Consider the following 14,459-nt stretch of genomic DNA (forward strand, 5'->3'; position numbering starts at 1 on the left):
GAAGAATTTCGGAGCAGCTCCCGGCGGGTGTCCCTTACCGTGACGAGGTGAGCCGACCACTGCTGTTCCTCGACGTCGACGGGCCCCTCAACCCGTACGCGGCCCAGCCGGAGCGCCGTCCCGCGGGCTACACGACGATCCGGGTGGCTCTGACTCCGGGCAGGCCGCTGCGGGTGTGGCTGCACCCCGACCACGGCCGGGCGCTCCTCGCCCTCGACTACGACCTGTGCTGGGCGAGCACCTGGATGGACGCGGCGAACCGCTGGATCGGTCCCGTCATCGGGCTGCCCGAGATCCCGTACGTCGACTTCACCGGCGCCCTGTTCGCCGAGCGGCCCGACGGAGTGCACTGGAAGACGGAGCGGATCGTCGCGTACGCGCAGGACCGCCCCTTCGCGTGGGTGGACGACGAACAGAGCCCGGCCGACGACGCGTACGTCGCCGCCCGCCACCCCGCGCCCGCGCTGCTGCGCCACGTCAGTCCCCGGCTGGGTCTCGGCGAGGACGACTTCACGGCGCTGGCCGAGTTCACCGCGGGCCTGCCCCGATGACACGTGTGCCCTCCCGCGGACGGCGGGAGGGCACACGGCGCGGGCGGGCCCAGGGCCCGGCCGACGGTTCACGGCGTCGCCGGGCAGGCGGACATGGCCGGGCAGGCGCTAGTTGTGGCTGTGCAGGACCTCGTTGAGTCCGCCCCACACGGCGTTGTTCGGCCGGGCCTCGACCGTGCCGGTGACCGAGTTGCGACGGAAGAGGATGTTGGACGCGCCGGAGAGCTCGCGGGCCTTGACGATCTGCCCGTCGGGCATCGTCACGCGGGTACCCGCGGTGACGTACAGGCCGGCCTCGACCACGCACTCGTCGCCGAGCGCGATGCCGACGCCCGCCTCGGCGCCGACCAGGCAGCGCTCGCCGATGGTGATGCGGACGTTGCCGCCGCCGGAGAGGGTGCCCATCGTGGAGGCGCCGCCACCGATGTCGGAACCGTCGCCGACCACGACGCCCGCGGAGATGCGGCCCTCGACCATGGAAGTGCCGAGGGTGCCCGCGTTGAAGTTCACGAAGCCCTCGTGCATGACCGTCGTGCCCTCGGCGAGGTGCGCGCCGAGACGGACCCGGTCGGCGTCGGCGATGCGGACGCCCTTCGGGGCGACGTAGTCCGTCATGCGCGGGAACTTGTCGATCGACGTCACCTGGAGGTGCAGCCCCTCCGCGCGGGCGTTCAGCCGGACCTTCTCGACGTCGTCGACGGCGACCGGGCCGAGCGAGGTCCAGGCGACGTTGGCGAGGTGGCCGAAGATGCCGTCCAGGCTCTGGCCGTGCGGCTTCACCAGGCGGTGCGAGAGCAGGTGCAGCCGCAGGTAGGTGTCGTGCGCGTCGAGCGGCTTGTCGTCCAGGGAGGCGATGACCGTACGGACCGCGACCACCTCGACGCCACGACGGGCGTCCGGGCCGACGGCCTTGGCCGCACCCTCGCCGAGCAGCTCCACGGCGCGCTCGGCGGACAGCCGCTCGGTGCCGGCCGGGCCGGGCTCGGCGGACAGTTCGGGAGCGGGGAACCAGGTGTCGAGGACGGTGCCGTCGGCGGTGACGGTGGCAAGCCCGGCGGCGACGGCGCCGGTGGTGCGAGTAGCAGTCGTGTCGGTCATGGGTGAAACCTAACTTGGCGGGGGCCGCGCGGGCGAACCGGTGCGCCCGGCGTCTCAGCGTGCGGGCGCACCGTGCGCCCGGCTCCGCGTCAGGGCCGCTCGCCTCCTCGCCGACCAGGGCGACTTCGGGGACCGCTGCGTCGTCCACGGCGGCGACGGACGTCCGGGTGCCGTCCCTTCAGCGGCCGGCCGCACGCCGACGGACCGCATGCCCGTGCGCGGCGGTGCGCGGTCGGCCGATGAGGGTGCGCGGTCAGCCGATGAGCCGGCGCAGCGCCTCGCGGGCGTACGCCTCGTCGTAGGGCGTGCCGGTCAGCAGCACCTGGAGACAGATCCCGTCCATGAGGGCGACCAGCGCCCGCGCGGTCACGGGGTCGGTGCGCCGGGCGAGCGGGTCGACGAGGCTCTGGACCCACTCGGCCGCGACGGGACGCAGGGCCGGGCGGCGCAGCGCGGCGAGGTACAGCTCGTACTCCAGCTCCACGCCGGTCGGGTCGCCCGCGAGCCACTCGCCCACCAGGCCGGCGAGGTCGGCGGCGAGGTCGGTCCGGGGATCCTCCAGCGCGCCGCGCGCGGCGACGACCTTCGCGAAGCCCTCGTTGGCCTGGCGCAGGGCGGCGACCATCAGCTCGTCGAGTGTCCTGAAGTGGTAGGTGGTGGAGCCGAGCGGCACATCGGCCTCGGCCGCGACGGTCCGGTGGCTCAGCCCGGCGATTCCCCTGGCGCCCACGACGCGGATCGCCGCGTCGATGATCCGCTGACGTCGCTCGGGGTCGTACCGGCGGGCCATCAGTGCGCACCGCCGAGGTTCAGCAGCACGACCCCGCCGATGATCAGGGCGATGCCGGCGAGCTTGGCCGCGCCGATCCCCTCCCCGAGGAACACCATGCCGATCGCGGCGATGGCCGCGGTGCCGACGCCGGCCCATATCGCGTAGGCCGTGCCGACCGAGACGGTCTTCAGGGTCTGGGCGAGCAGCGCGAACGCGACGACGTACCCGAGGAGGGTCACCAGCGACGGCCACAGCCTGCTGAAACCCTCGCTGTACTTCATGGCGGTGGTCGCGGCCACCTCCGCGGCGATGGCTCCGCCGAGCAGCACGTATCCCATGCGTACGAGTGTACATATCGATATGTACGACCGTACGCAAAATGCTCCCTGCTCCCCCATGGGCACCGGGCGGCGCACCGGATATCGTTCGCGATCATCACCGTGGGGGCGGGGTCGTCGGACCCCAGGAGCATGGGAGCGCAAGAAGAATGTCGGACACATCGGGGTGGGGACCAGCGGGACCGTACGGAGGCCCTCCGGCCGGCTGGGGCTGGACGCCGCCGCCCCCGCCGCCCAAGCCGGGGGTCATACCCCTCGCCCCGCTCGGAGTGGACCATGTCTTCGGCGGTGCCTTCACGACGATGCGCCGGTACGCCAAGCCGCTGTTCGGGCTCGCGGCGCTGGTCCAGCTCGCTCTGGTGGTGCTGGTCGGGGGCGCCGCGGTCCTCGCGTACTTCTCGGTCAGTGACCGGCTGGACGTCGTGTACGACATCGACCGGCGCCCGCGCTGGAGCGACGTCCAGCCCGTCCTGGTCGCCTTCGGCAGCGTGTGGGCCTTCGCGATGATCGCCATGCTGGTCGGGAGCGCCTTCGTGCAGGCGTCCTGTGTCGCCACCCTGCACGACGCGGTCCTCGGCCGGCGGGCCGGCATCGGCCAGGTGTGGCGGCGCACCTGGCCGCGCACGCTGTCCGTGCTCGGCGTGAACCTGCTCATGGGGCTGATCCTGCTGATCCCCGTGCTGCTGTTCGCCGCGATGACCGTCTCGCTCTTCGCGGCGATGCTCGCCCGCAGCGACAGCCTGGTCGGGATCTTCTTCCTGCTCCTGCTGCTGGCCCTGCCGCTGACGGTCTGGCTCTGGGTGCTCTTCTCCTTCGCCCCGGCCGCCGCCGTGCTGGAGGCCGCCCGGCCGGTCGAGGCGCTGCGGCGGTCGGTGCGGCTGATGCGGGGCGCCTGGTGGCGCACGTTCGGGATCACGCTGCTCGGCGGACTGACCGTGCTGATCGTCTCGCTGGTGCTGCGGCTCCCCACGGTGTTCACGACGCCGAGACCTCAGCCGTACGACCCCTCGTCGCCGCAGCCCACGAGCATGTCGGACGCGTTCGCGCAGAGCCTGCCGCACCTGGACCTGTCGTTCACGGTCTCGACGGTCCTCAGCATCGTCGCCCAGCTGTTCACCATGGTGTTCATGCCGCTGATCACCACCCTGCTCTACATCGACCGGCGCATCCGCCGTGAAGGCCTCGCCGACGTCCTGCTGCGGGCGGCGGAGGCCGACCCGCGCGGCTGAGGGACCGCCGGGTCACGAAGCGCTCCGCGCCGCCCCGGACAGGGCGGCCGGACTGCAGGCGACGGGACCCGGCTCCCGCACCCGCACCACGCGGTCGAGCAGCCGCCGCTTGGCGTGGGCGGCGCGTCGCGAGAACTCCACGCGCCGGTAGCGCAGCAGCTCGGCGGGGTCGGGCCGGACGGCTCCCGCGAGCGGATACCCCCGGGAGACGAGGCGGTCGCCCAGCACGTCGTCGCACAGCGCGATCTGAGCGGGCGTCAGCCGGGTCGTCCAGCTGCCCGCGCGTGAGACGTCCAGCTTGCCGTGGGTGCGCCGGTGCCAGGTCTTGCGCGCGGGCACCGCCACCCCGGCCATCCGGTGCGGCTCGCTCATCACGGGGTGGTACTCCTCCGCCAGGAAGCCGCACACCTCCCGCAGCCGGCCTTCGGGATCGGCGACCAGGTCCTCGAAGCGCAGCTCGTGCCAGCTGCCCGGGCCGAGCGTCTCGGCGTGCCCACGGGCGGCGTCCATGACCTGCGACCAGGTCGCCACGGCCTCGTGGAAGCCGCGGTGCCACCAGGGCATGCCGAGCAGCGAGGCGACGCAGTCCCGTCCGTCGCGGACGAGATGGACGAACTGCGCGTCGGGGAACAGCCGCAGCAGCTCGGCGACATGGAGGGCGTACGCGGGCCGCTTGTCGCCCCAGCGGACCTTCCCGTGTTCCTCGGCGTACGCCTTCAGGGCGATGCCGAGTGCCGAGCCGAGCGTCGGGGGGCCTTCGGTGATGCGCCGCGCGACCTGCCCGGCGTCCACGCCCAGTTCGTGGTACCGGGTCTGTCGGCGCCCGGTGATCCACCGCGCGAGACCGGCCCGGTTCTCGCGTTCCCGGAGGTCGCCGAAGCCCAGCCGCCCCTCGTAGGCCGGCAGGACGAACCGCGTCTCGGGCGGCAGCGCGATGCGTGGATGCGCGTGCAGCATCAGCTGGAGAAGGGTGGTCCCGGAGCGGGGACAGCCGAGGACGAAGACGGGGCGCACGGATTCTGGCACGGCCCCACGCTGTCGCGCCCCGATGAGCCCGCCCTGGGAGGCCGCTGAGAAAGCCGTGTGAACGCCGGCCGCGCGGAGCGGGACGGGACGGGACGGGCACGACACGACGACGGCCCCCGGCACGGTTGCCGGGGGCCGTCGTCGACTCGCGCGCAGGACGCGGCGGTTGCTCAGACGTTGAAGCCGAGTGCGCGGAGCTGCTCACGGCCGTCGTCCGTGATCTTGTCCGGGCCCCACGGCGGCATCCAGACCCAGTTGATGCGCAGTTCGTTGACGAGGCCGTCCGTGGCGGACTTGGCCTGGTCCTCGATGACGTCGGTGAGCGGACAGGCCGCCGACGTCAGGGTCATGTCGATCGTCGCGATGTTCGCGTCGTCGATGTGGATGCCGTAGATCAGACCGAGGTTGACGACGTCGATGCCCAGCTCGGGGTCGACGACGTCGTACAGCGCCTCGCGGAGTTCCTCCTCGGAGGCCGGCTTCGTCGTCAAGGTCTCGTTCTCGCTCATGCCGTCTTCCTCGCAGCCTTGTCGGGCTCGTCACCCAGTGCCTGGGCCGTCGCGTCCTTCCACGCCATCCAGCTCAGCAGGGCGCACTTGACCCGGGCCGGGTACTTGGAGACACCGGCGAACGCGACCGCGTCCTCCAGCACCTCCTCCATCGCGTCGTCGGGCTCGACCCTGCCCTTGGACTGCATCAGTTCCAGGAAAGTCTCCTGGACCTTCTGCGCCTCGGACACGTCCTTGCCGACGAGCAGTTCGTTCAGTACGGAGGCCGAGGCCTGGCTGATCGAGCAGCCCTGGCCCTCGTACGAGATGTCCTCGATCCGCTCGCCGTCGTACTTCACGCGCAGCGTGATCTCGTCGCCGCACGTCGGGTTGACGTGGTGCACCTCGGCATCGCCATCCCGCAAGCCCCGCCCGTGCGGGTGCTTGTAGTGGTCCAGGATGACTTCCTGGTACATCGAATCAAGCTTCACGTTTCAGCCAGCCCCTCAGCCGAAGAAGTTCCGGACGTGCTCCAGGCCGTCGACCAGCGCGTCGATCTCGGCCGGCGTGGAGTACAGATAGAACGACGCTCGCGTGGTCGCAGGAATTCCGTACCGCAGGCAGACCGGACGTGCGCAGTGGTGCCCGACGCGCACGGCGATGCCCTGCTCGTCCAGGACCTGGCCCACGTCGTGCGGGTGGATGTCACCCAGCGTGAACGAGATCGCGGCACCGCGGTCCTCGGCCGTCGTCGGGCCGATGATCCGCAGGTCGGGGACCTCCGCGAGCCGCTTCACCGCGTACTCGGTGAGCGCGTGCTCGTGGGCGAGGATCTTGTCCATGCCGATCGAGGACAGGTAGTCGATCGCCGCGCCGAGTCCGACCGCCTGCGCGATCGGGGGCGTGCCCGCCTCGAACTTGTGGGGGGCCGGCGCGTAGGTCGACGAGTGCATCGACACGGTCTCGATCATCTCGCCGCCGCCGAGGAACGGCGGCAGGTCCTCGAGGAGCTCCTGGCGGCCCCAGAGCACGCCGATGCCCGTGGGCCCGCACATCTTGTGACCGGTGAAGGCCACGAAGTCGGCCTGGAGGGCCTGGACGTCGAGGGGCATGTGGGGTGCCGCCTGCGAGGCGTCGATCAGGACCAGGGCGCCGACCTCCTGGGCGCGGCGCACTATCGCCTCGACCGGGTTGACGGTGCCCAGGATGTTCGACACCAGCACGAAGGAGACGATCTTCGTCTTCTCGGTGATGACCTCGTCGATGTTGGAGAGGTCGAGGCGGCCGTCGTCGGTGAGGCCGAACCACTTCAGCTTCGCGCCCGTGCGCTGCGAAAGCAGCTGCCACGGCACGATGTTGGAGTGGTGCTCCATCTCCGTGATGACGATCTCGGTCTCGTGGTCGACCCGATAGGGCTCGTCGGCCCAGCCGAGCATGTTGGCCACGAGGTTGAGCGACTCGGAGGCGTTCTTGGTGAAGATCACCTCGTCGCGGCTCGGCGCGTTGATGAACGCGGCGACCTTGTCGCGCGCGCCCTCGTACAGCGCCGTGGCCTCCTCGGCGAGCACATGCACACCGCGGTGGACGTTGGCGTTGTACCGCTCGTAGTACTCGGCGAGGGCGTCCAGCACCTGGCGCGGCTTCTGCGAGGTCGCCGCGTTGTCCAGGTACACGATCTTCCGGCCGTCGTGGACCTGACGGTCCAGGATGGGGAAGTCCTTGCGGATCGCCTCGGTGTCGAGGAGGCCCGGCAGCTGTGTCACGCGGATGCGCCACCCTTCGTGTACGCCTCGTAGCCCTCGTTCTCCAGCTTGTCGGCGAGCTCGGGGCCGCCCGACTCGACGATCTTGCCGCCGGCGAACACGTGGACGTGATCGGGCTTGATGTAGCGCAGGATGCGCGTGTAGTGAGTGATCAGCAGGGTGCCGACCTCGCCGGTCTCGCGGACGCGGTTGACGCCCTCGGAGACGATGCGCAGGGCGTCGACGTCCAGGCCGGAGTCGGTCTCGTCGAGGATCGCGATCTTCGGCTTGAGGAGCTCCAGCTGGAGGATCTCGTGACGCTTCTTCTCACCGCCGGAGAAGCCCTCGTTCACGTTGCGCTCGGCGAAGGCGGGGTCCATGTTGAGGTGCTCCATGGCCTCCTTGACCTCCTTCACCCAGGTGCGCAGCTTGGGGGCCTCGCCGCGGATCGCGGTGGCGGAGGTGCGCAGGAAGTTGGAGACGGAGACACCGGGGACCTCGACCGGGTACTGCATCGCCAGGAACACGCCGGCACGGGCGCGCTCGTCGACGGACATCTCCAGGACGTCCTCACCGTCGAGGGTGACGGTGCCGCCGGTGATCGTGTACTTCGGGTGGCCCGCGAGCGAGTAGGCGAGAGTCGACTTGCCGGAGCCGTTGGGGCCCATGATGGCGTGGGTCTCGCCCTGCTTCACGGTGAGGTCGACGCCCTTGAGGATCTCCTTCGTGGCGTTGTCGGCCTCGACGGTGACGTGCAGGTCGTGGATTTCAAGCGTTGCCATGGGTTCCTCAGGACTCCTGGGTGAGGGAGACGAGCACGTCGTCCCCTTCGATCTTTACGGGGTATACGGGGACGGGGCGCGTCGCGGGAAGGCCGGACGGCTTGCCGGTGCGGAGGTCGAAGCTGGAGCCGTGCAGCCAGCACTCGATCTGACAGTCCTCCACCTCGCCCTCGGAGAGGGAGACGTTCGCGTGCGAGCAGATGTCGTGGATCGCGAACACCTCGCCCTCGGTGCGGACGACCGAGACCGGCGTGCCGTCGAGCTCCACCCGCTTCGGGGTGTCGTCCTCCAGCTCGCTCAGTCCACAGGCGCGTACGAAGGTGGTGGTCATCAGACCGACGCCTCCAGCTCCTCGTCGATCTTCACGAGAAGTCGCTCTTCGATGTCGTCGACGCCGATCTGCTGGACCAGTTCGGCGAAGAAGCCGCGGACGACCAGACGGCGGGCCTCGTCGGCCGGGATGCCGCGGGCCATCAGGTAGAACAGCTGCTCGTCGTCGAAACGGCCGGTCGCGGAAGCGTGGCCCGCGCCGACGATCTCACCGGTCTCGATCTCCAGGTTCGGCACGGAGTCGACCCGGGCGCCGTCCGTGAGGACGAGGTTGCGGTTCATCTCGTAGGTGTCGGTGCCCTCGGCCTTGGCCTCGATGAGGACGTCACCGATCCACACCGCGTGCGCGCCGTCGCCCTGGAGCGCGCCCTTGTAGGCGACGTTGGACTTGCAGTGCGGGGTGTTGTGGTCGACGAGGAGACGGTGCTCCTGGTGCTGGCCCGAGTCCGTGAAGTACAGGCCGAACAGCTCGGCCTCGCCGCCGGTTCCGGCGTAGGCGACACGCGGGTGCAGCCGGACCACGTCACCGCCGAAGGTGACGACGAACGACTTGAAACCGGCGTCCCGGCCGATCAGCGCGTTGTGCTGGCCGACGTGGACGGCCTTGTCGTCCCAGTCCTGGACGGAGACCACGGTGAGCTTGGCGCCGTCGCCGAGGATGTAGTCGACGTTGGCGGCGAGCACCGCGTCACCGGTGTGGTCGATGACCACGACGGCCTCGGCGAAGGCACCGAGCTCGATGATCTGGTGGCCGTAGGCGACGCCGCCCTCGCCGCGCACGGCGATGCGGATCGGCTCGGTGAGCACCGTCTCCTTGGGGACGGTGACGACACCGGCCTTCTCGAACGCCGAGTACGCCTGGGCGGCGATGCGGTCCACGGGGGTGCCGGCCCTGCCCAGCCGCGCGTCGTCGCGGCCGACGGTCTCGACGACGACGCCCTCGGGCGCCTCGATGTCGACCTTCACGCCGTCGCCGGTCGCGACGGCGGTGCCGTCGTGCAGCCCGCGCAGCCGCTCCAGCGGCGTGAACCGCCATTCCTCCTCGCGGCCGTGGGGGACGGGGAAGTCCGCCACGTCGAAGGACGGGGGCGCGCTCATGCGCGTGGCGACGGTCGACTCGGCGGCCACCGCGATCTGGCCGGCGGTGGTGGACCCCACCGGGATGTTCTGAGCCTCAGCCATGGCTGTCGGTCTGCTCTCTTCCTACGTCAGAAATTGCTGGCTGCTGTCGAGGGGGCGGTCCTAGCCGACCGCGCCTTCCATCTGCAGCTCGATCAGCCGGTTGAGCTCGAGGGCGTACTCCATGGGCAGTTCCTTGGCGATCGGCTCGACGAAGCCGCGCACGATCATCGCCATCGCCTCGAACTCGGTCAGCCCACGGCTCATCAGGTAGAAGAGCTGGTCCTCGGAGACCTTGGAGACGGTCGCCTCGTGGCCCATGGACACGTCGTCCTCACGGACGTCGACGTACGGGTACGTGTCGGAGCGGGAGATGGTGTCGACGAGCAGCGCGTCGCACAGCACGTTCGACTTGGATCCGGCCGCGCCCTCGCCGATCTCGACCAGACCGCGGTAGGACGTACGACCGCCACCACGCGCCACCGACTTGGAGACGATGTTCGACGAGGTGTTGGGCGCCATGTGGACCATCTTGGAGCCGGCGTCCTGGTGCTGGCCCTCGCCCGCGAAGGCGATGGACAGCGTCTCGCCCTTGGCGTGCTCGCCCATCAGGTAGACGGCCGGGTACTTCATGGTGACCTTGGAGCCGATGTTGCCGTCGATCCACTCCATGGTCGCGCCCTCGTACGCCACGGCGCGCTTGGTGACCAGGTTGTAGACGTTGTTCGACCAGTTCTGGATGGTCGTGTAGCGGCAGCGGGCGCCCTTCTTCACGATGATCTCGACCACCGCGGAGTGCAGGGAGTCCGACTTGTAGATCGGCGCCGTACAACCCTCGACGTAGTGGACGTAGGCGTCCTCGTCGACGATGATCAGCGTCCGCTCGAACTGGCCCATGTTCTCCGTGTTGATACGGAAGTAGGCCTGGAGCGGGATCTCGACGTGCACGCCCTTCGGCACGTAGATGAACGAGCCGCCCGACCACACGGCGGTGTTCAGCGAGGCGAACTTGTTGTCACCGACGGGGATGACGGTGCCGAAGTACTCCTTGAAGAGCTCCGGGTGCTCCTTCAGCGCCGTGTCGGTGTCCAGGAAGATGACGCCCTGCTCCTCCAGGTCCTCGCGGATCTGGTGGTAGACGACCTCGGACTCGTACTGGGCCGCGACACCGGCGACGAGGCGCTGCTTCTCCGCCTCCGGGATGCCGAGCTTGTCGTACGTGTTCTTGATGTCCTCGGGCAGGTCCTCCCAGGACTCCGCCTGCTTCTCCGTGGAACGTACGAAGTACTTGATGTTGTCGAAGTCGATGCCCGACAGGTCCGAGCCCCAGTTGGGCATGGGCTTCTTGTCGAAGAGACGCAGGCCCTTGAGGCGGAGCTTGGTCATCCACTCCGGCTCGTTCTTCTTGGCCGAGATGTCCCGGACGACTTCCTCGCTCAGACCTCGCTTGGCAGAGGCGCCGGCCTCGTCGGAGTCGGCCCAGCCGTATTCGTACTTGCCCAGACCCTCGAGTTCGGGGTGGGCAGTCTCCGTGGGGAGAGTCATGCGGGGTTCCTCCCGGCCGTGCTTGCAGATGCGTTGTCGGTGTTCTTGGAAATCTTGGGGATGAACGTGGTGCACACCCCGTCGCCGTGGGCGATGGTCGCCAGCCGCTGGACGTGCGTGCCGAGCAACTGGGAGAAGAACTCGGTCTCCGCCTCGCACAGCTGCGGGAACTGCTCGGCGACGTGGGCGACGGGGCAGTGGTGCTGGCAGAGCTGCTCGCCCCGCTGGGGGTGCGGCGCGCTGCGCGCCGTAGCAGCGTACCCGTCGGCACTCAGGGCCTTGGCCAGCGCTTCGGTGCGCTCCTCGGGGTCCGCGGCGTCGACGGCCTCGCGGTAGGCGAGGGCCTGCGCGGCGATCCGGGCGCGGGCGAAGGAGAGGATCGCCTCGTCCCCGCCCTCGCGGGCCGCGATCCAGCTGAGGGCGTCGGCGGCGAGCTTGTCGTAGGACTGGTCGAAGGCGTCCCGGCCGCAGTCGGTCAGGGCGAACACCTTGGCGGGACGGCCGCGGGTACGCGCTCCGTAGACCCGCTGCTCGCGCGCGACCACGACGTCGTCGGCGACGAGTGCGTCGAGGTGGCGGCGCACGGCGGCCTGGGTCAGCTCCAGCCGCCCGGCGAGGTCGGCCACGGTCGACGGGCCGTGATCCAGGATGGACCGCGCGACCCGGTTGCGTGTGGGCAACCCGGCCGCGAGATCCTCTCGCGGAGCCTCGCCAACGTTTTTCACAACGCCATTGTTGCGTAATTCCTCAGAGCCTGACAAGCCGCGCCCCGACAGGCCGACGGTGCCGTGCGTCACTTAGGTATACCTAAGATGACCTGCGGAAACGATCTTTGATCGATCAATTCGGTGGCGCCGGGCCGGGCCGTCCGGGAGACTCCCGAACCATGCCCATACCCCCTCCGACCGGCCCACTCGTCACTCGGGACACCCTCGCCGCGGACCTTCGCGCGCTCGGGGTGCGGTCCGGGGAGACACTTCTCGTGCACTCCTCGCTCAGCTCCCTCGGCTGGGTGAACGGAGGCCCGGTCGCCGCCGTCCAGGCACTGCTCGACGCGCTCGGCCCCGACGGCACCCTGGTGGTCCCCACGCAGTCCGGCGACCTGTCCGACCCGGCGCTGTGGGGCAATCCGCCCGTGCCCGAGGAGTGGTGGGCGACCATCCGCGCCACCATGCCCGTGTACGACCCGCGGGTGACCCCCAGCCGGGGTGTCGGCGTGATCCCGGAGACCGTGCGCAACTGGCCGGGCGCCCTGCGCAGCGCGCACCCGGAGACCTCGTTCGCGGCGCTCGGTCCACGCGCCGCGGCGATCCTCGACGGCCACGATCCCGACTGCCGGCTCGGCGAGCGGAGCCCGCTGGCCCGCCTGGAGGCCGACGGCGCCCGCGTCCTGCTGCTGGGTGCCGGCTACGACACCTGCACCAGCTTCCATCTGGCCGAGTACCGCATCGCGTCGCCCGTCGTCGACGTGGGGCGGCCGTCCCCGCAGGGCTGGCGGACCGTCCGTGAGGTGTCGATCACCTCGGACGGGTTCGACGCGCTCGGCTCCGACTACGAACGGGACCGACCCGTCGTCCGGGGCACCGTGGGCGCCGCCGGTGCCCGGCTCTTCCCGGTCGCCGACGCCGTGGCGTACGCGGAGCGCTGGCTGGCGCTGCACCGCCCGCGCGAGCTCGCGGTCGATACGGCCCCCGGCGCCCCGGCACCCCGACGACGTCCCTAGAATTGCGCCTCATGCGAAGCGAGCCCGTCGTCCAGGTCCAGGCCCTGGTGAAGCGGTACGGCACGAAGACCGCGGTGGACGGCCTCGACCTGGTGGCCGAGGCGGGCATCACCGCCGTACTCGGCCCCAACGGCGCCGGCAAGACCACCACCGTCGAGACCTGCGAGGGCTACCGCAGACCCGACTCGGGCACCGTGCGCGTCCTCGGCCTCGACCCGGTCCGGGAGGCCGCCGCGCTGCGCCCCCGCATCGGCGTCATGCTCCAGTCCGGCGGCGTCTACTCCGGCGCCCGTGCCGACGAGATGCTCCGCCACGTGGCCCGGCTGCACGCCCACCCCCTCGACGTGGACACCCTCATCGAGCGGCTCGGCCTCGGCAGCTGCGGCCGCACCAGCTACCGGCGCCTGTCCGGCGGCCAGCAGCAGCGCCTCGCCCTCGCCATGGCCGTGGTCGGCCGCCCCGAGCTGGTCTTCCTCGACGAGCCGACCGCCGGTCTCGACCCCCAGGCCCGCCACGCGACCTGGGACCTGGTCCGCGACCTGCGCAACGACGGCGTCTCCGTCATCCTCACCACCCACCACATGGACGAGGCGGAGCAGCTCGCCGACGACGTCGCGATCATCGACACCGGCAGGGTCATCGCCCACGGCACCCCCGAGGAGCTGTGCCGGGGCGGTGCCGAGAACACCCTGCGGTTCACCGGCCGCCCCGGACTCGACGTGGCCTCCCTGCTGAAGGCCCTGCCCGCGGACTGCACGGCCGCGGAACTGACACCCGGCGCCTACCGGATCACCGGCAAGGTGGACCCCCAGCTGCTGGCGACCGTGACCTCGTGGTGCGCCCAGCACGGCGTGCTGCCGGAGAAGATCTCCGTCGAGCGCCACACCCTCGAAGACGTCTTCCTCGAACTGACCGGCAAGGAGCTTCGTTCGTGACCACCGCCGGCACCTACACGCCCGAACCCGGCGCCGCACCCCTGCCCCGCATGATCGGCACGCAGGCGGCGCTGGAGACGAAGATGCTGCTCCGCAACGGCGAGCAGCTCCTGCTGACGGTCGTCATCCCGACGCTCCTGCTGGTGCTGTTCAGCTCGGTGGACGTCGTCGACACCGGCAAGGGCGAGGCGGTCGACTTCCTCGCGCCGGGCATCCTCGCGCTCGCCGTGATGTCGACCGCGTTCACCGGGCAGGCCATCGCCACCGGCTTCGAGCGGCGCTACGGCGTCCTCAAGCGGCTCGCCTCCTCCCCGCTCCCCCGCTGGGGCCTGATGGCCGCGAAGACCGTGTCGGTCCTGGTCACCGAGGTCCTCCAGGTCGTGCTGCTCACGGTGATCGCCTTCGCGCTGGGCTGGTCGCCGCACGGCAACCCCCTCGCCGTGCTGCTCCTGCTCGTGCTGGGCACGGCCGCCTTCTCCGGGCTCGGCCTGCTCATGGCGGGCACCCTGAAGGCGGAGGCGACGCTGGCCGCCGCCAACCTCGTCTTCCTGCTCCTGCTGGTCGGCGGCGGGGTCGTCGTGCCGCTCGACAAGTTCCCGGCCGGCGCGCAGGACGTCCTCGGCCTGCTGCCGATCTCCGCGCTCTCCGACGGACTGCGCGACGTGCTCCAGCACGGGGCGGGCATGCCGTGGGGCGACCTCGGCATCCTCGCCGGCTGGGCCGTCGTGGGCCTCGCCGCGGCGGGCCGGTTCTTCCGCTGGGAGTAGCGATATGCCCGGGT

The 14,459-nt window shown here is 70.6% G+C and carries 17 protein-coding genes; 5 read left to right on the top strand and 12 right to left on the bottom strand.

Annotation, left to right across the window (positions count from 1 at the left end):
• Positions 1 to 47: 47 nt before the first annotated feature.
• Positions 48 to 551 carry a hypothetical protein gene (locus tag ACZ4IF_RS26505; protein ID WP_359499480.1) on the top strand — a complete coding sequence of 168 codons (504 nt, stop codon included), beginning with the start codon at positions 48 to 50 and terminating at the stop codon, positions 549 to 551.
• Between the two features lie 108 nt (positions 552 to 659).
• Here the strand turns inward: ACZ4IF_RS26505 and dapD are convergent, their stop codons facing one another.
• The 3 genes from dapD to ACZ4IF_RS26520 form a co-directional block, all read right to left on the bottom strand.
• Positions 660 to 1,649, bottom strand: a complete 990-nt coding sequence (gene dapD / locus ACZ4IF_RS26510) for a 2,3,4,5-tetrahydropyridine-2,6-dicarboxylate N-succinyltransferase (protein WP_095933511.1) — start codon at positions 1,647 to 1,649, stop codon at positions 660 to 662.
• Positions 1,650 to 1,902: 253 nt separating this feature from the next.
• Entirely contained in the window at positions 1,903 to 2,439 is a 537-nt protein-coding gene (locus ACZ4IF_RS26515) for a TetR/AcrR family transcriptional regulator (protein ID WP_095933512.1), read from the bottom strand.
• On the bottom strand, positions 2,439 to 2,759 hold the full coding sequence (locus tag ACZ4IF_RS26520; RefSeq protein ID WP_359499483.1) for a DMT family transporter: 321 nt from the start codon (positions 2,757 to 2,759) through the stop codon (positions 2,439 to 2,441). The genes ACZ4IF_RS26515 and ACZ4IF_RS26520 overlap by 1 nt, the downstream gene beginning before the upstream one ends.
• A 149-nt stretch (positions 2,760 to 2,908) precedes the next feature.
• Here ACZ4IF_RS26520 and ACZ4IF_RS26525 point away from each other — a divergent pair, with 149 nt between their 5' ends.
• Complete coding sequence (locus tag ACZ4IF_RS26525; protein ID WP_467567055.1) at positions 2,909 to 3,988, top strand: DUF7847 domain-containing protein; 1,080 nt, start codon at positions 2,909 to 2,911, stop codon at positions 3,986 to 3,988.
• A 12-nt stretch (positions 3,989 to 4,000) separates the two neighbouring features.
• On the opposite strand, the gene ACZ4IF_RS26530 is transcribed toward ACZ4IF_RS26525, so the two are convergent.
• The 9 genes from ACZ4IF_RS26530 to ACZ4IF_RS26570 all read right to left on the bottom strand — a co-directional run bounded on the left by ACZ4IF_RS26530 (position 4,001) and on the right by ACZ4IF_RS26570 (position 11,745).
• Positions 4,001 to 5,014, bottom strand: coding sequence for a sulfotransferase family protein (locus ACZ4IF_RS26530; RefSeq protein ID WP_467567058.1), 1,014 nt, complete (start codon positions 5,012 to 5,014; stop codon positions 4,001 to 4,003).
• Positions 5,015 to 5,184: 170 nt separating this feature from the next.
• Entirely contained in the window at positions 5,185 to 5,523 is a 339-nt protein-coding gene (locus tag ACZ4IF_RS26535; RefSeq protein ID WP_028803403.1) for a metal-sulfur cluster assembly factor, read from the bottom strand.
• A complete protein-coding gene (gene sufU, locus ACZ4IF_RS26540) occupies positions 5,520 to 5,993 on the bottom strand; it encodes a Fe-S cluster assembly sulfur transfer protein SufU (protein WP_028803404.1) in 474 nt (157 codons plus the stop codon). The genes ACZ4IF_RS26535 and sufU overlap by 4 nt, the downstream gene beginning before the upstream one ends.
• 15 nt (positions 5,994 to 6,008) lie before the next feature.
• Positions 6,009 to 7,265 (bottom strand): cysteine desulfurase, encoded by a 1,257-nt coding sequence (locus ACZ4IF_RS26545; RefSeq protein WP_095933516.1) that lies wholly within the window; start codon positions 7,263 to 7,265, stop codon positions 6,009 to 6,011.
• Positions 7,262 to 8,026, bottom strand: coding sequence for a Fe-S cluster assembly ATPase SufC (sufC, locus tag ACZ4IF_RS26550; protein WP_359499491.1), 765 nt, complete (start codon positions 8,024 to 8,026; stop codon positions 7,262 to 7,264). The genes ACZ4IF_RS26545 and sufC overlap by 4 nt, the downstream gene beginning before the upstream one ends.
• Positions 8,027 to 8,033: 7 nt before the next feature.
• Entirely contained in the window at positions 8,034 to 8,357 is a 324-nt protein-coding gene (locus ACZ4IF_RS26555; RefSeq protein ID WP_095933518.1) for a non-heme iron oxygenase ferredoxin subunit, read from the bottom strand.
• Positions 8,357 to 9,538 (bottom strand): Fe-S cluster assembly protein SufD, encoded by a 1,182-nt coding sequence (gene sufD / locus ACZ4IF_RS26560; RefSeq protein WP_467567065.1) that lies wholly within the window; start codon positions 9,536 to 9,538, stop codon positions 8,357 to 8,359. Before sufD ends, ACZ4IF_RS26555 begins: the two co-directional genes overlap by 1 nt.
• 60 nt (positions 9,539 to 9,598) lie before the next feature.
• Positions 9,599 to 11,020 (bottom strand): Fe-S cluster assembly protein SufB, encoded by a 1,422-nt coding sequence (gene sufB / locus ACZ4IF_RS26565; RefSeq protein ID WP_028803409.1) that lies wholly within the window; start codon positions 11,018 to 11,020, stop codon positions 9,599 to 9,601.
• Entirely contained in the window at positions 11,017 to 11,745 is a 729-nt protein-coding gene (locus ACZ4IF_RS26570; RefSeq protein ID WP_359499496.1) for a helix-turn-helix transcriptional regulator, read from the bottom strand. The genes sufB and ACZ4IF_RS26570 overlap by 4 nt, the downstream gene beginning before the upstream one ends.
• A 161-nt stretch (positions 11,746 to 11,906) precedes the next feature.
• On the opposite strand from ACZ4IF_RS26570, the gene ACZ4IF_RS26575 reads away from it, so the two are divergent.
• The 3 genes from ACZ4IF_RS26575 to ACZ4IF_RS26585 are packed head-to-tail and all read left to right on the top strand — an operon-like array spanning position 11,907 to position 14,445.
• Complete coding sequence (locus ACZ4IF_RS26575) at positions 11,907 to 12,743, top strand: AAC(3) family N-acetyltransferase (protein ID WP_467567069.1); 837 nt, start codon at positions 11,907 to 11,909, stop codon at positions 12,741 to 12,743.
• A gap of 11 nt (positions 12,744 to 12,754) precedes the next feature.
• Positions 12,755 to 13,678, top strand: a complete 924-nt coding sequence (locus ACZ4IF_RS26580) for an ABC transporter ATP-binding protein (RefSeq protein ID WP_467567072.1) — start codon at positions 12,755 to 12,757, stop codon at positions 13,676 to 13,678.
• Between the two features lie 50 nt (positions 13,679 to 13,728).
• On the top strand, positions 13,729 to 14,445 hold the full coding sequence (locus tag ACZ4IF_RS26585; RefSeq protein WP_467567278.1) for an ABC transporter permease: 717 nt from the start codon (positions 13,729 to 13,731) through the stop codon (positions 14,443 to 14,445).
• Positions 14,446 to 14,459: the final 14 nt, after the last annotated feature.

This window comes from Streptomyces sp. NPDC025784, from assembly GCF_055558435.1.

What these genes read in the sequence shown, in the direction of transcription:
- dapD (WP_095933511.1), bottom strand. Translation starts at nt 1,649, where the DNA reads ATGACCGACACGACTGCTACTCGCACCACCGGCGCCGTCGCCGCCGGG.
- ACZ4IF_RS26515 (WP_095933512.1), bottom strand. Translation starts at nt 2,439, where the DNA reads ATGGCCCGCCGGTACGACCCCGAGCGACGTCAGCGGATCATCGACGCG.
- ACZ4IF_RS26520 (WP_359499483.1), bottom strand. Translation starts at nt 2,759, where the DNA reads ATGGGATACGTGCTGCTCGGCGGAGCCATCGCCGCGGAGGTGGCCGCG.
- ACZ4IF_RS26525 (WP_467567055.1), top strand. Translation starts at nt 2,909, where the DNA reads ATGTCGGACACATCGGGGTGGGGACCAGCGGGACCGTACGGAGGCCCT.
- ACZ4IF_RS26535 (WP_028803403.1), bottom strand. Translation starts at nt 5,523, where the DNA reads ATGAGCGAGAACGAGACCTTGACGACGAAGCCGGCCTCCGAGGAGGAA.
- sufC (WP_359499491.1), bottom strand. Translation starts at nt 8,026, where the DNA reads ATGGCAACGCTTGAAATCCACGACCTGCACGTCACCGTCGAGGCCGAC.
- ACZ4IF_RS26555 (WP_095933518.1), bottom strand. Translation starts at nt 8,357, where the DNA reads ATGACCACCACCTTCGTACGCGCCTGTGGACTGAGCGAGCTGGAGGAC.
- sufD (WP_467567065.1), bottom strand. Translation starts at nt 9,538, where the DNA reads ATGGCTGAGGCTCAGAACATCCCGGTGGGGTCCACCACCGCCGGCCAG.
- sufB (WP_028803409.1), bottom strand. Translation starts at nt 11,020, where the DNA reads ATGACTCTCCCCACGGAGACTGCCCACCCCGAACTCGAGGGTCTGGGC.
- ACZ4IF_RS26575 (WP_467567069.1), top strand. Translation starts at nt 11,907, where the DNA reads ATGCCCATACCCCCTCCGACCGGCCCACTCGTCACTCGGGACACCCTC.
- ACZ4IF_RS26580 (WP_467567072.1), top strand. Translation starts at nt 12,755, where the DNA reads ATGCGAAGCGAGCCCGTCGTCCAGGTCCAGGCCCTGGTGAAGCGGTAC.
- ACZ4IF_RS26585 (WP_467567278.1), top strand. Translation starts at nt 13,729, where the DNA reads ATGATCGGCACGCAGGCGGCGCTGGAGACGAAGATGCTGCTCCGCAAC.